This window comes from Pseudoalteromonas sp. S16_S37 (genome assembly GCF_014694405.1).
Lineage (GTDB): Bacteria > Pseudomonadota > Gammaproteobacteria > Enterobacterales > Alteromonadaceae > Pseudoalteromonas.
In genome coordinates, this window is the sequence record NZ_JAAUWV010000051.1 from 18206 (window position 1) to 32751 (window position 14546).

Sequence of the window (14546 nt, forward strand, 5' to 3'; positions counted from 1 at the left end):
CCTATTGAGCCTGCACACGAAGTTCAGCACTACTGCGTGCTCTGTGCCCTAATAGGCCTTTAAGATCGCTTGATTTGGGTTTAACTAGCTTGAACATTGGCAAGTACAAATCAAAATTTGCAAGTACCTGCTCGGCTCGTGAGGAACACGTCAGATCTGAGTGTTCAGCAATTAAACCGCGCAAATGCTCTTGGTGAGATGCAAGCTCACTCAACTCGACCACTTCAACAAGCTCAGGGTTGATGCGTTTTTCAAAATCATTGCCTTCATCTAGTACATAAGCAAAACCGCCTGTCATACCCGCGCCAAAGTTCACACCCACCGAGCCAAGTACACAAACCACACCGCCTGTCATATACTCACAGCCATTGTCACCTAACCCTTCAACAACCGCTTGAACGCCAGAGTTACGAACCGCAAAACGCTCGCCCGCTCGACCGGCCGCAAACAACTTACCGCCCGTCGCACCATATAAGCAGGTGTTACCCATGATGGTCGCTTTATGGCTCGCAAAGTTTGAGCCCATTGGCGGCCTTATCACCAACTTTCCACCAGCCATGCCTTTACCTACATAGTCGTTAGCATCACCTACTAGGGTCATTTCTAAACCCCCGGCGTTCCATACCCCAAAAGACTGACCCGCCGTACCATGCAGTTCGATTGCAACAGGGTCTGCAGCCATACCTTGGTTACCATATTTGCTGGCGATATAACCCGATAACATCGCACCCACAGAGCGGTCAGTATTAGCAATCCGATTAACCAAGGAGATACCAGATTTTTCGTCGATGGCTTGCTTAGCTTTATCAAGCAGCAGCTCGTTAAGCTTACCCTCATAATGCGAGGTGTTTTTTGCACTGCAATACAGCGTTTCGCCCGATGGATTATTTGGCTTAGCCAACAAGTTAGATAGATTCAACTTGCTTTGTTTAGCGGTGCGACCTTCAATCACTTCCAGTAAATCTGTACGGCCAATTAAATCTACAAGTCTTGTTACCCCTAATTGCGCCATCAGTTCACGCGCTTCTCGGGCAATAAACTTGAAGTAGTTCATCGCCATTTCTGGTAAACCGTGATAATGCTTTTGTCGCAACGTTTCATCTTGCGTAGCCACACCTGTGGCGCAGTTATTTAGATGACAAATTCTTAAATATTTACAGCCCAGTGCAACCATAGGCCCCGTACCAAAACCAAAGCTTTCTGCGCCTAAAATAGCGGCTTTGACTATATCTAAACCGGTTTTTAAACCTCCATCGGTTTGTAAACGAATGCGATGGCGCAAGCCGTTTTCAACCAACGCCTGCTGAGTTTCAACCAAACCTAGCTCCCACGGGCTGCCCGCGTATTTAACTGACGTTAACGGACTTGCCCCCGTACCACCGTCATACCCTGCAATGGTAATCAGGTCCGCGTAGGCTTTTGCGACTCCCGTAGCGATTGTTCCAACCCCAGGTTCAGACACCAGCTTCACCGAGATCATGGCATTGGGATTAACTTGCTTAAGGTCAAAAATTAACTGGGCTAAATCTTCAATTGAGTAAATATCGTGATGCGGTGGTGGTGAGATCAACGTCACCCCTGGCACCGAATAACGTAACTTAGCGATATACGGCGTTACTTTTTCGCCCGGCAGCTGTCCGCCTTCACCAGGCTTTGCACCTTGCGCTACTTTAATTTGGATAACATCAGCACTTTGCAAATAGTGCGCAGTTACGCCAAATCGCCCAGAGGCAACTTGTTTAATACGAGAGTTCTTTTCAGTGCCAAAACGTAACTTATCTTCCCCCCCCTCACCAGAGTTAGAAAAGCCTCCTAAACGGTTCATGGCAATCGCTAACGCTTCGTGAGCTTCCGGCGACAAAGCACCGATACTCATGGCCGCTGAGTCAAAGCGCTTGTACAGCTCGGTTTCGGGCTCTACATCGTCTATGCTCACTGGCATTTGCGCTTTTAAAGCTAACAAATCACGCAGGTTAGTAACTGGGCGGTTATTTACTAGATCGGCATACTTGCGATAATCGTCGTAACTACCTGAGCGCACCGCCACCTGCAGCGACTGCACAACGTCTGGGTTATACGCATGGTACTCACCACCATGTACATATTTGAGTAAACCACCATGGCTTAACAGTTTGCGTTTGCTATACGCCAGTTTATGCAATTTAACTTGGTCGCTTTCAAAGTCTTCAAAGCATGCACCTTGAATACGGTTTGCAACGCCTTTAAAGCACTTTTCAACTACAGCATCCGATAGGCCAACCGCTTCAAATAGCATTGAACAACGGTAAGACGCAACCGTGCTAATGCCCATTTTTGACATGATTTTATATAAGCCCTTATTAATCGCATTACGATAGGCCAATGTCACTTCACGATAAGTCTTTTTGATGATGCCTTGGTCACACATAGCAACCAATGACTCGTATGCCAAATAAGGGTAAATTGCAGTGGCACCAAAGCCCAAAAGAACTGCAAACTGGTGCGGATCTCTGGCGCTAGCAGTCTCAACGATAATATTAGAGTCGCAGCGAAGGTTAGAGTCAACCAGCCTTCTTTGTACCGCACCTACCGCCATTGCGGCTGGCACTGGTAAAGTTTCTTCGCTGATATCACGGTCACTTAATACCACCATGACACAACCGGCTTGTGCCTTTTGCTGTGCTTCGTCACAAATGCGGTTTATGGCATTTTCTAACCCTTCTTCTGGCGCGTAGTTAAGTGATACTTTACAGATTGAATAGTGCTGATCATCCGCATTGCGCAGCTGCTGCATATCCGAGTACGACAACACTGGCGAGTCAAACTGCAAGCGTTTAGCGTGCCCTGTCGTTTCATTAAAAACATTCTGCTCACGGCCAATACAGGTCGCCAACGACATCACATGATTTTCTCGAAGCGGATCAATTGGCGGGTTGGTTACTTGCGCAAACTTTTGTCTGAAGTAATCAAATAATGAACGATAACCTTCTGAGAGCACAGCAAACGGCGTATCATCACCCATTGAGCCGGTAGCCTCTTGACCATTTTGACCCATCACACGCAGCACTTGATCAAGTTCTTCATTAGAGTAGCCAAACAACTTTTGATAGGTGAGTAGCATTTGGTCGTCGACATCTCTACCACCAGCTTGCTGCTCATCTAGCTGTTCAAATGGCGTTAAGCGCTTAACGTTTTGCTCCAACCATGCTTTGTATGGATGGCGCGCTTTAAGGTCTTGATCAATTTCATCCGATTGCCAAATTTTGCCGTGCAAGGTATCAACTACCAGCAGCTCACCTGGTCCAACACGACCTTTATCAATCACCTCATCTGCGGCGTAATCCCAAATCCCCACCTCAGAAGCAAGCGTAATAAAGCCATCTTGAGTTAATACATAACGGGCTGGTCTTAGGCCATTTCTATCAAGGTTACATGCGGCAAAACGACCATCAGACATTACAATGCCTGCAGGACCATCCCAAGGCTCCATATGCATCGAGTTAAAATCGTAGAATGCACGTAAATCATCATCCATCGCACGATTTTTTTGCCATGCTGGTGGTACTAGCATACGCATAGCACGGAATAGATCCATACCACCGGCAAGAAACAACTCAAGCATGTTATCTAAGCTAGATGAATCAGAGCCGTCTTCATTAACAAACGGTGCCGCACTTTGTAAGTCAGGCAATAACGGCGATGAAAACTTATAGGCACGCGCTCTTGCCCACTGACGGTTACCGGTAATGGTGTTGATTTCCCCATTGTGCGCCAAATATCTAAATGGCTGAGCCAAAGGCCAACGAGGTTGAGTATTAGTCGAAAAGCGCTGGTGGAACACACAAATTGCGCTTTTCATGCGCATATCAGCAAGGTCTAGATAAAAATTCGGCAAGTCTGCCGGCATCATCAGGCCTTTATATACGGTCACTAAGCCTGACAAACTAGAAATATAAAACTGCTTATCATCGGCCAAACGCTTTTCAATTCTACGCCTTGCGATATAGAGTCGGCGTTCAAGATCTTTTGGTCGCCAACCTTCCGGTGCGCTAACAAATACTTGCTCAAAAATGGGTAATTGCGCCTTTGCTATTGGACCGAGCATTGACGGGTCGGTAGGCACCTCTCTGAATCCAACCAGCGTAAGTGTTTCTTTTTCTAATTCTTCACCTATCACTTTTCTTGCAGCATTGGCCAGCTCACTATCTGTATTAAGAAATAGCATGCCCACCGCATAGTTTTTACCTAAGCGCCATTGCTGCTCATCAGCAATAGCACGAAAAAAACTGTCTGGTTTTTGTAATAGAAGTCCGCAGCCATCACCGGTTTTTCCATCAGATGCTATACCACCTCGGTGCTGCATCCGATCTAACCCTGTTATCGCTGTACGAATGAGTTTGTGGCTAACTTGGCCTTTAATATGTGCTATTAAACCAAACCCACAATTATCTTTTTCTAGTGCTGAGTCATATAACATGGACTCCTCCCCTTGCTACAACTGCCGTTGGTTACACTTCTAACGAGATTTTTTGGCAGATATTCAAAATTAGCGAGGTTTTATATGCGAGTCAACACAATTATGAATACATATTCATCAACTTGAATATTTCTCATTAATTTGAAAATTTAACAAAAAACAACTTTTCAGGGATAAAAGCCGTATAAAAAGACTAAAAAAAGAAAATGACACCAGTGTCATTGGCAATTTAAAGTTAACAAAGATACTTTAAAAGCACAGTTTACGTAAACGTAACCCACCCAAAAGTTGAATAATTATTCACAAGCTATAGCTAAGATAAGTGTTAACTCTCCATATTTTGCTGCATACTATTCAGCTTTCGCATAAAACGAAAAATAGCAATCTATAGCCTGCTTTGGAGTTAAAATCAGATGGTTTACGTTAACGTCAACTAGGTTCATGTAACCGTTTAGATGCGCAAAGAGATAAAAATAAAAAAGCCCAACACTTGGTTGGGCTAAAAGCTATTTCTCTAAGAAGAACTATTTACTCAGCTGAGTCAGACTCTTCTGTTTTATATTTTGCTGCTGTTTCTTGGATCAGTGGCTGTAATTCACCACGCTGGAACATTTCGATAATGATATCGCATCCACCAATTAACTCGCCTTCAACCCACAATTGAGGAAAAGTTGGCCAATTTGCATAATGAGGTAGCTCGGCACGAATATCAGGATTAAGTAAAATATCAACGTAAGCAAATTGCTCACCACATGCCATTAATGCTTGTGCTGCTTGTGATGAAAAACCACAGTTAGGCAACTTAGGAGAGCCTTTCATATAAAGAAGAATCGGGTTTTCAGAAATTTGCTGTTTAATTTTATCAATGGTTTCCATCTTTAACCTCAAAGTGACGATAGCATTTGGTCTGTGATAACAATGCGTGCTTGAAATATCACCATTAAGACCATATTTACAATTAGTATTAAGGCAACGCCATTGCTGTTTGCCAAAACTTGAGTAAAATACTCGGGAATTATAGTATCACTATAATGCCAATTCGTATAGAACAGCACTGCTTAAGTGCGCAATGTTTGATACTCTTATTTGGCATTCACACAACAAAATGGAGATTAAAATGGCATTTGAACTACCGTCACTACCTTATGCAATCGATGCACTTGAGCCACATATTTCTAGAGAAACATTAGAGTTCCACCACGGCAAGCACCACAACACATATGTTGTTAAACTAAATGGTTTAGTTGAAGGCACTGAGTTTGCTAACAAAACTTTAGAAGAAGTAGTATGTAGTTCAGAAGGTGGTGTATTCAATAACGCTGCTCAAATCTGGAACCACACTTTCTACTGGCACAGCCTTTCACCAAATGGTGGCGGTGAGCCAACTGGCAAAGTTGCTGAGCTTATCAACGCTAAGTGGGGCTCATTTGCTGCATTCCAAGAAGCGTTCAACGACAAAGCGGTAAACAACTTTGGTTCTAGCTGGACTTGGTTAGTACAACTTGCTGATGGTTCTTTAGATATCGTAAATACATCAAATGCGGCTACACCGCTTACAGATGCAGGCGTTACTCCAATTCTTACGGTTGACCTTTGGGAACACGCATACTATATCGACTATCGCAACGTTCGTCCTGATTACCTAAAAGGTTTCTGGGCATTAGTTAACTGGGAATTTGCAAACAGCAACCTTGTTTAACAAATCGTCCCAATTCTGGCAATAAAATTATTGCAAAAAAAGGCACTTTGAGTGCCTTTTTTATTTCCGCTCTTTTTTTATCCAAATGCATTAAATGTTTGGAATTTTTAGGCAAATTTTAGATATCAGGACTAAGCTTAAAGTAACCTTTTTCCTTTGTAGACAAATCAGCTTTTTTGAGTAAGCAGGTTACTGGAGGTCGTTATGACGATATTTGAACACTATCAAGCCAGATATGAAGCAGCACAAGAAGAAGAGTACAGTATCGCCGAATTTCTTGAGATCTGTAAAGAAGATAAATCGGCCTACGCAAGTGCTCCTGAACGCCTATTAATGGCCATAGGCAAGCCGGAAATGATAGATACGGCAAGTGATGCGCGTTTAAGTCGACTTTTTTCCAACCGCGTTATTGCCCGATATCCAGCCTTTAACGAGTTTTATGGTATGGAAGATGCGATAGAGCAAATCGTTTCTTATCTAAAGCATGCCGCGCAAGGGCTAGAAGAATGCAAACAGGTACTGTATTTACTCGGTCCTGTAGGTGGCGGTAAGTCCTCAATTGCCGAAAAACTAAAATACTTGATGCAGCAAGTTCCTATTTACTCCATCAAAGGCTCTCCCGTTAACGACCACCCTCTTTCTCTTTTTAATCCCATCGAAGATGCTGAATTACTTGAGAAAGAATATGGTATCAAGCCACGCTATTTGAAAACAGTTATGTCTCCTTGGGCAACCAAACGACTCCATGAATTTAATGGTGATATTAGCAAATTTAAAGTAGTAAAACGCTACCCTTCAATTTTGGATCAAGTTGCTATCGCTAAAACTGAACCCGGGGATGAAAATAACCAAGATATCTCAGCGTTAGTGGGTAAAGTGGATATTAGGAAGCTTGAGCATTTTGCACAAAACGACCCCGATGCCTACTCATATTCAGGCGCACTATGTTTAGCTAACCAAGGCTTGATGGAGTTTGTTGAGATGTTTAAAGCGCCTATCAAGGTGCTACACCCATTGCTTACAGCCACTCAAGAGGGTAACTACAATGGCACGGAAGGTATATCAGCTCTGCCCTTCAGTGGCATGATTTTGGCGCACTCAAATGAATCTGAATGGCAAACCTTTAAAAACAACAAAAACAATGAAGCATTCTTAGACCGTGTTTACATTGTTAAAGTACCTTATTGTTTACGGGTTTCTGAAGAAGTTAAAATTTACAATAAACTTATTGAAAACAGTGAACTAGCAGTTGCTCCTTGTGCCCCTGGCACACTTGAGACGCTCGCTAAATTTGTTGCCTTATCACGCCTCAAAGAGCCTGAAAACTCAAGTATTTATTCAAAAATGCGCGTGTACGATGGCGAGAGCTTAAAAGATACAGATCCAAAAGCGAAATCATATCAAGAGTATCGAGACTATGCGGGTGTCGATGAAGGTATGACTGGGCTATCAACCCGCTTTGCATTTAAAATCTTGTCCCGAGTATTTAACTTCGATCATGCTGAAGTAGCAGCCAACCCAGTTCATTTGTTCTATGTGCTCGAACAACAAATTGAACGCGAACAATTTAGCGCCGAAGTACAAGAACGCTATCTCAGTCATTTAAAAGGTTACTTAATTCCTCAATATGTCGAGTTTATAGGTAAAGAATTGCAAACCGCTTACCTAGAATCGTATTCGGAATATGGCCAAAACATTTTCGACCGCTATGTTACGTATGCCGACTTCTGGATCCAAGATCAAGAGTACAGAGACCCAGACACAGGTCAGCTATTTGATAGAGCAGCTCTCAACGCAGAGCTTGAAAAAATCGAAAAACCAGCCGGTATTTCAAACCCTAAAGATTTTAGAAATGAAATCGTGAACTTTGTACTAAGAGCAAGAGCGCATCACAACGGTCAAAATCCAGTTTGGACCAGCTACGAGAAGTTGCGCACTGTCATTGAGAAGAAAATGTTCTCTAATACAGAAGAGTTGCTCCCTGTTATTTCTTTCAATGCTAAAACCTCTGCTGAGGACCAGAAAAAACACGAAGACTTTGTTAACCGCATGGTTGAGAAAGGCTATACGCAGAAGCAAGTTAGATTACTCTCTGAATGGTATCTAAGAGTTCGGAAGTCACAGTAATACGATTAGAAACTGAGAGGGTGATTTATGGCGCATTTTATAGACCGTCGCCTGAACGGTAAAAATAAGAGTACGCTGAACCGACAACGCTTTATTAGGCGCTATAAGAAGCAGATCAAAGAAGCTGTTTCTGATGCAATAAATAAGCGCAGCGTGACCGATACGAGTAGCGGAGAGAGTATTTCAATCCCTCAGCGAGATATTAGCGAGCCAATATTTCATCAAGGCAAAGGGGGGGATCGTGAAATGATCCACCCTGGTAACGACCAATTTAGTACGGGGGATAAAATTCAACGTCCTCCTTCAGGTCAAGGAGGTGGCTCTGGACCTGGGGATGCTAGTGATCAAGGTGAAGGAGAAGATAACTTTGTTTTCTCGATATCAAAGGACGAGTATTTAGACTTATTGTTTGAAGATTTAGAACTGCCTAACTTGCAACAGAGCCAGCTAGATAAACTGGTGCAAATGAAAACGCATCGCGCTGGTTTTTGTAACGATGGTATGCCAAGCAATCTAGATATAGTTCGCTCTTTAAGAGGCTCTTTGGCTCGTAGAGTCGCTATGTCTGCAAGTAAACGCAGACGACTTGCAGAAGCAGAAGAAGAGCTGGCTGCTTTACTAAAAGAGCCAGTTCCTCCTCAGCAAAAAATTACCGAGTTAGAGGCTGAGATCGCAGAGCTGAAGCAAAAAATTGCAGCTGTTCCATTTATCGATAATTATGACCTACGGTTTAGAAATTACGAGAAACGTCCTCATCCAACCAGCAAAGCTGTGATGTTTTGTTTGATGGATGTGTCAGGTTCAATGGATCAAGCCACTAAAGATATGGCGAAACGGTTTTACATTTTGCTCTATCAATTTCTAACCAGAACCTACAAAGATATTGAGGTGGTTTATATTAGACACCACACCCAAGCAAAAGAGGTGGATGAACAAGAGTTTTTCTATTCGCAAGAAACGGGGGGAACCATTGTATCTAGCGCGCTTAAACTGATGGATGAAATCGTTAAGGAGCGCTACTCTCAGGGGGATTGGAATATCTATGCAGCCCAAGCATCAGACGGTGATAACTGGGCTGATGACTCACCTCACTGCACTGAAATCATGACCAAAAAGCTACTTAAAGCCGTTAGGTATTATGCCTACATCGAAATCACTACTCGTGCGCACCAAAGTCTGTGGCGTGAATATCAAGCAATCGCTAACACTCACGACAATTTTGCCATGCAGCACATCCGCACAGTTGAGGATATTTACCCGATCTTTAGAGAGCTGTTCAAAAAAAATCGTCAACAACAAGGCGCGGCTTAGCCACATTGGAGGGAGCTTATGAGTTATAACCCAATGAATGATGGGCCAGATTGGACCTTTGAACTGCTGAATGAATATCAAGCAGAGATTGCTCGCGTAGCAGAGCATTACCGACTAGACACCTATCCTAACCAAATAGAGGTGATCACCGCAGAGCAAATGATGGATGCATACTCAAGTGTGGGTATGCCTATCGGGTATAGCCACTGGTCATTTGGTAAAAAGTTTATCTCTACAGAGCAAAATTATAAACGTGGTCAAATGGGATTAGCTTATGAGATTGTTATCAACTCAAATCCCTGTATTGCCTATTTAATGGAAGAAAATACCTTACCTATGCAAGCACTGGTTATGGCCCATGCTTGCTACGGTCACAACTCCTTTTTTAAAGGCAACTATTTATTTAAAACTTGGACAGATGCATCTTCAATAATTGACTATCTGGTATTTGCCAAAAACTATATTGCTCAATGTGAAGAAAAGCACGGTATTGATGAGGTTGAAAATCTTTTGGACTCTTGTCATGCTTTGATGAACTATGGCGTTGACCGCTATAAACGTCCACAACAAATTTCGATGTATGAAGAGCAAAAGAGGCAAAAAGAAAGAGAAGACTATCTGCAATCGCAGGTAAACGAATTATGGCGAACAATTCCTAGTAATCAGCAAGAAGCACGAATGAAAAAAGTTCGCTTCCCAAGCGAACCGCAGGAAAACATTCTGTACTTCATTGAAAAAAATGCGCCTTTATTGGAGTCTTGGCAGCGTGAGGTTATTCGTATTGTTAGAAAGATCTCACAGTATTTCTATCCTCAAAGACAAACGCAAGTGATGAATGAGGGATGGGCAACATTTTGGCACTATACAATTTTGAACCACCTTTACGATGAAGGTAAGCTATCAGATGCCTTCATGTTAGAGTTCTTGCAAAGCCATACCAATGTTGTTTATCAGCCTCCCTACAACAGTAAATTTTACTCAGGTATTAACCCCTATGCGCTTGGCTTCAATATGATGGTAGATATCAGGCGGATCTGCGAGAATCCCACTGAAGAAGATAAGGCATGGTTTCCCGAATTTGCAGGCAGTGATTGGCTCGATACGTTACATTTTGCGATGGAGAACTTTAAAGATGAAAGCTTTATAAGCCAGTTTTTATCTCCAAAACTTATTCGTGACTTCAAATTATTTACAATTGTTGATAACCATAAGAACCCTCATTTGGAAGTAGGCGCAATCCACAATGATGAAGGATACCAAAAGGTAAGATCGTCACTATCGGCTCAATATAATTTGAGCAACAATGAACCTAATATCCAAATCTATGATGTTGATGTGAGAGGCGACCGCTCATTGACTTTAAAGTATGTTCCGCATAACAACATTCCGTTAGCCAACTCCAAAAATGAAGTTTTAAAGCATTTGTACAGGCTTTGGGGGTTTGATGTTAGGTTAGAACAAGTGGATGAGAATGGTGAAAACCAAATTATCGCTAAATGTCCTGTTGAAGATAGTGAGGATTAAGATTAAAAACAAACTAAGTAATACAAAATCAGCTGTGTTGCTTAGTTTGCTTATCCGTTCTTAGCTGAGTCTTTTTTCAGTTCAGGGGTATACTGGGTCACCTGATTTCGGCCAGTTGCTTTTGAGTGATACAGCGCCATATCTGCCGCTTCAATCCACTGCTCATGTTTGCTAAATTTGTCACTGTATGTGGCAAAACCAACGCTCACCGTAATTTTAATTTGTTGTTCATCATAAAAAATAGAGGACTTTTCTATTAAACTGCGCAGTCTCTCAGCAAAGACTTTTGCGCCTTCAGCATCTGTATCGACTAATGTTACCGCAAACTCCTCACCACCATATCGCCCTGCGGTATCAGTTTCACGCAAGGTTTTTTTAAGTAAGTCAGAAATATGCCTAATAGCTTCATCCCCACCACTGTGACCATATTCATCATTTACGTTTTTAAAATGGTCAATATCAAACATCAACAAAGAGCTACAGCCATTGTTTCGTTTAAGGCGCAAGAATTCATTACGTAGTCCAGCTTCCCAATAGCCCCGGTTAGCTAGTTGAGTCAAACTATCGGTGCGGCTAATTCTCTCCAGTTCATGGTTAGCTTTTTCCAACTCTACTTTATTCATTGCTTCATCGGTCACGTCATAAATGATGATACAAATATTACCAACATCGCCTGTTACCGTAGACAAAGGGATTATGGTAGAGTTTTGATACATATAATCAGCTTTACCTGTAATAGGTCGGTAGTTTTTAAAGCGAAAAATATAGGGTTGTTGCTCCCAAATAGTAAACGAGCGATTTTTTAGTACAAATACTGACTCCGCTTTAGAGCGAAACCACTGTTCATCAATGCTTGGGAAGATATCAAATATATCTTTGTCTTTAACCGCACTTGGCAGTAATCCAGAGTGGTTTTCCATAAAACCATTCCAAACACACACGCGATACTGTCTATCTAACACCACCAAGCCCACATCAACGGTGTTGAACATATCCATCAACCAGTGTATTTCATTCATTTCAAAATCAGCAGCAGGCATAGTGTTAATCTTCTAAAAGGTAAGCAACTTTGTATTTTAAAGTTTTCAATGAATCTTCGGTAAATAAAAGCATTAAATCACAATTAATATTGTGGTTTTCAATCCCATAACTTATTTCGATGGCCAACGTGCGCTGCCATCTGCCTTTATTGGCTTTTACTAAGTCGGAAACATCACAGTGCTGACCTAACACGACTGGGTGTCCTTGACTGAAAGACATATCTAACTGTTTAGACAGGCCTGTTAAAATTGCCCCAATTAATATGTTACTAATGTCCATCAGTAACTCGAGTTCAATTTTATCATTGAGTTCACCGTGATAATTCATCAACGAAGCAACTTCTTTAAAGCTTGAATCATTTAGCAGTAACAGTGCCTCGCCCGACACTCCCCCACCAATAAAACCTTGGCACACGCCAGAGGTACTAGCGCTTGCATCAATCGCTTGCAAGGCCATATGCAACTCACTCACTTCCAATACGTTAACATTTGGAATTGGTAGCTCAACAAAAACATTGAGCAATCTTGCCAAAAGGTCTCCCGCTTGGCCCATTGCAACGTTAGTTAACTCTTGGTAGATATCACGGAGTTCAGGCTCTAACTGCTCACCTAATTTATGTACAAGGCTTTCTCTAATTGCTCTATCGCGAATACCATGATGCTCAATGATTTCAACTAATTTATTCGCGTCACAAGGCTTACGAATAAAGTCTATTGCACCTAACTCAATAACACGTTGATGGGCATTAGGCTGAATGTCACCAGAGACAACCACAGTGAGCACATTTAAGCCTTGATCACGGATTGCTTCTAGTACGCCATAACCGTCCATTTGTGGCATGTTAAGGTCAAGAAAAAGGATTTCAGGCGAGAACTTTTTGATTTTTTCCAAGCAGTCAATGCCATGCTCAGCAAATTCAACTTTTATATCCCAGTCATTGGGCAACGAGCGCGCTAGTTGTCGGCGCGCTAGTTTCGAGTCATCACATATTAAAACCAATGTTGACATAAAAGCTCTCTTACATTGACTAACCACTACACCGAAAAGTGTTATAAAATGGTTGCATTTGTTATTATTAATATACGATAATGAAATATCGCTTATTTTTACGGCTCATGTTAATCAAATAACTATTGATTTACAACGTTATTCCTACCGTAAACTTGGTTCACAGCTAACAGTATAATACACTCTGATAGATTACGATAACTGACTAAGGTCTTAGCTTATGAACAAAGTAATAATTTTTGCCGCTGCACTCATCTCCAACTCAGTATTCGCCATGGACTTGCCTGAAAATCAAATTGATATAGGCAAAGTAAGTGCCAACGGAAAACCTGTCACATTGTTAGGTAATGGCATTAAGCTTGGACAAGAAGCGCCAAACTTTAAAGTAGTTGATGGTTCATTTGTACCTGTTACCCTCGACAGTTTTAACGGTAAAGCAGTTTTGATAAGTGTTGTGCCAAGCTTAGATACTGGTATATGTAGCTTACAAACCAAACACTTTAATGAAAAAGTCGCTGATGAGTTTAAAGAAGTCGTGATGCTAACCATTAGCGCTGATTTACCATTTGCACAAAAGCGCTTTTGCCAAGCAGAAAACATCGACAAGATACAAACCCTTTCTGATTCCGTATGGCATGATTTTGGTAAAAATTATGGTTTATATATCAAAGATATGGGCTTACTTAGCCGAGCTGTTTTGATATTAGATAAAGAGCATAAAGTGGTTTACAAGCAATTAGTTGAAAACCTAGCAACTGAGCCTAATTACGACAGCGTAATTGAAAAACTGAAATCGCTTTAGTTATTGAATATACTAAAAGTATATATCCACTTTTCGGTTGAAGTATTATAGGATTCTGAAACAAATTCAGAATGATGCGTTGCAGTCAAAATGAAGAACTGTGCAGAATGACGGTCTTCATTTTGAATCACGAGCAGAGGCCAACATGATAAGCGCGCTCAGCGACCCTGTAACTAAATCTGTGTAACTGCCTATTATTAATCCCTATAAAGGGTTTAGGATAGGCAATGATGAATAAAAAAGAACTGGAAGCGTTTGCTAAGCAAGCTGCTAAATCAATTAAGTCAGAAGCAGATTTAACTGACTTTCGTAAAATGTTAACCAAGGTGACGGTTGAAGCAGCACTCAATGCTGAATTAGACGAACACCTTGGTTATGCTCGTCATGAGCAGTCTGAGCAACAAAATTCCCGCAACGGTTATTCAGCTAAAACCATTCGAACCGAAGATGGTGAAGTTGAATTAGTCGACACTGAAAATCACTTAATGCATTGATCTTCTTGATGATCTAAACGATCTTACTATCCTCATTTTGCAACGTTTGTTTTCTCACCCCTCAAAACCTTGCAAAATGGAGAT

9 protein-coding genes and 1 pseudogene are annotated in these 14546 nt (G+C 41.8%); 6 read left to right on the forward strand and 4 right to left on the reverse strand.

Annotated features, from left to right (window positions below; all coding sequences use genetic code 11):
- Position 1: 1 nt before the first annotated feature.
- Positions 2-4456, reverse strand: a complete 4455-nt coding sequence (gene gltB, locus HC733_RS17695; protein WP_190366334.1) for a glutamate synthase large subunit — start codon at positions 4454-4456, stop codon at positions 2-4.
- Between the two features lie 528 nt (positions 4457-4984).
- Entirely contained in the window at positions 4985-5332 is a 348-nt protein-coding gene (locus HC733_RS17700; RefSeq protein ID WP_190366335.1) for a Grx4 family monothiol glutaredoxin, read from the reverse strand.
- A gap of 241 nt (positions 5333-5573) precedes the next feature.
- On the opposite strand from HC733_RS17700, the gene HC733_RS17705 reads away from it, so the two are divergent.
- The 4 genes from HC733_RS17705 to HC733_RS17720 all read left to right on the forward strand — a co-directional run bounded on the left by HC733_RS17705 (position 5574) and on the right by HC733_RS17720 (position 11117).
- Positions 5574-6155 (forward strand): superoxide dismutase, encoded by a 582-nt coding sequence (locus HC733_RS17705; protein ID WP_190366336.1) that lies wholly within the window; start codon positions 5574-5576, stop codon positions 6153-6155.
- A gap of 204 nt (positions 6156-6359) precedes the next feature.
- The gene (locus HC733_RS17710) at positions 6360-8282 is read left to right on the forward strand and encodes a PrkA family serine protein kinase (protein WP_190366337.1); all 1923 of its coding nucleotides are present in this window, start codon (positions 6360-6362) and stop codon (positions 8280-8282) included.
- Between the two features lie 27 nt (positions 8283-8309).
- Positions 8310-9593, forward strand: a complete 1284-nt coding sequence (locus HC733_RS17715; RefSeq protein WP_190366338.1) for a YeaH/YhbH family protein — start codon at positions 8310-8312, stop codon at positions 9591-9593.
- Between the two features lie 18 nt (positions 9594-9611).
- On the forward strand, positions 9612-11117 hold the full coding sequence (locus HC733_RS17720) for a SpoVR family protein (protein ID WP_190366339.1): 1506 nt from the start codon (positions 9612-9614) through the stop codon (positions 11115-11117).
- 50 nt (positions 11118-11167) lie between these two features.
- Here HC733_RS17720 and HC733_RS17725 read toward each other — a convergent pair whose 3' ends face one another.
- Positions 11168-12157 (reverse strand): GGDEF domain-containing protein, encoded by a 990-nt coding sequence (locus tag HC733_RS17725; RefSeq protein WP_190366340.1) that lies wholly within the window; start codon positions 12155-12157, stop codon positions 11168-11170.
- Positions 12158-12161: 4 nt separating this feature from the next.
- Complete coding sequence (locus tag HC733_RS17730; protein ID WP_190366341.1) at positions 12162-13166, reverse strand: response regulator; 1005 nt, start codon at positions 13164-13166, stop codon at positions 12162-12164.
- 220 nt (positions 13167-13386) lie between these two features.
- Between HC733_RS17730 and tpx the strand changes: the two genes are divergently transcribed.
- Positions 13387-13968: a thiol peroxidase gene (tpx, locus tag HC733_RS17735; RefSeq protein ID WP_190366342.1), complete on the forward strand. Its 582-nt coding sequence runs from the start codon at positions 13387-13389 to the stop codon at positions 13966-13968.
- A gap of 230 nt (positions 13969-14198) precedes the next feature.
- Positions 14199-14432: pseudogene (locus tag HC733_RS17740) on the forward strand (transposase); the annotation flags it as partial.
- Between the last annotated feature and the right edge of the window lie 114 nt (positions 14433-14546).

Bases quoted from the DNA above. Each gene is read 5' to 3' on its own strand.
- gltB (WP_190366334.1), bottom strand. From the start codon at position 4,456: ATGTTATATGACTCAGCACTAGAAAAAGATAATTGTGGGTTTGGTTTA.
- HC733_RS17700 (WP_190366335.1), bottom strand. From the start codon at position 5,332: ATGGAAACCATTGATAAAATTAAACAGCAAATTTCTGAAAACCCGATT.
- HC733_RS17705 (WP_190366336.1), top strand. From the start codon at position 5,574: ATGGCATTTGAACTACCGTCACTACCTTATGCAATCGATGCACTTGAG.
- HC733_RS17710 (WP_190366337.1), top strand. From the start codon at position 6,360: ATGACGATATTTGAACACTATCAAGCCAGATATGAAGCAGCACAAGAA.
- HC733_RS17715 (WP_190366338.1), top strand. From the start codon at position 8,310: ATGGCGCATTTTATAGACCGTCGCCTGAACGGTAAAAATAAGAGTACG.
- HC733_RS17720 (WP_190366339.1), top strand. From the start codon at position 9,612: ATGAGTTATAACCCAATGAATGATGGGCCAGATTGGACCTTTGAACTG.
- HC733_RS17725 (WP_190366340.1), bottom strand. From the start codon at position 12,157: ATGCCTGCTGCTGATTTTGAAATGAATGAAATACACTGGTTGATGGAT.
- HC733_RS17730 (WP_190366341.1), bottom strand. From the start codon at position 13,166: ATGTCAACATTGGTTTTAATATGTGATGACTCGAAACTAGCGCGCCGA.
- tpx (WP_190366342.1), top strand. From the start codon at position 13,387: ATGAACAAAGTAATAATTTTTGCCGCTGCACTCATCTCCAACTCAGTA.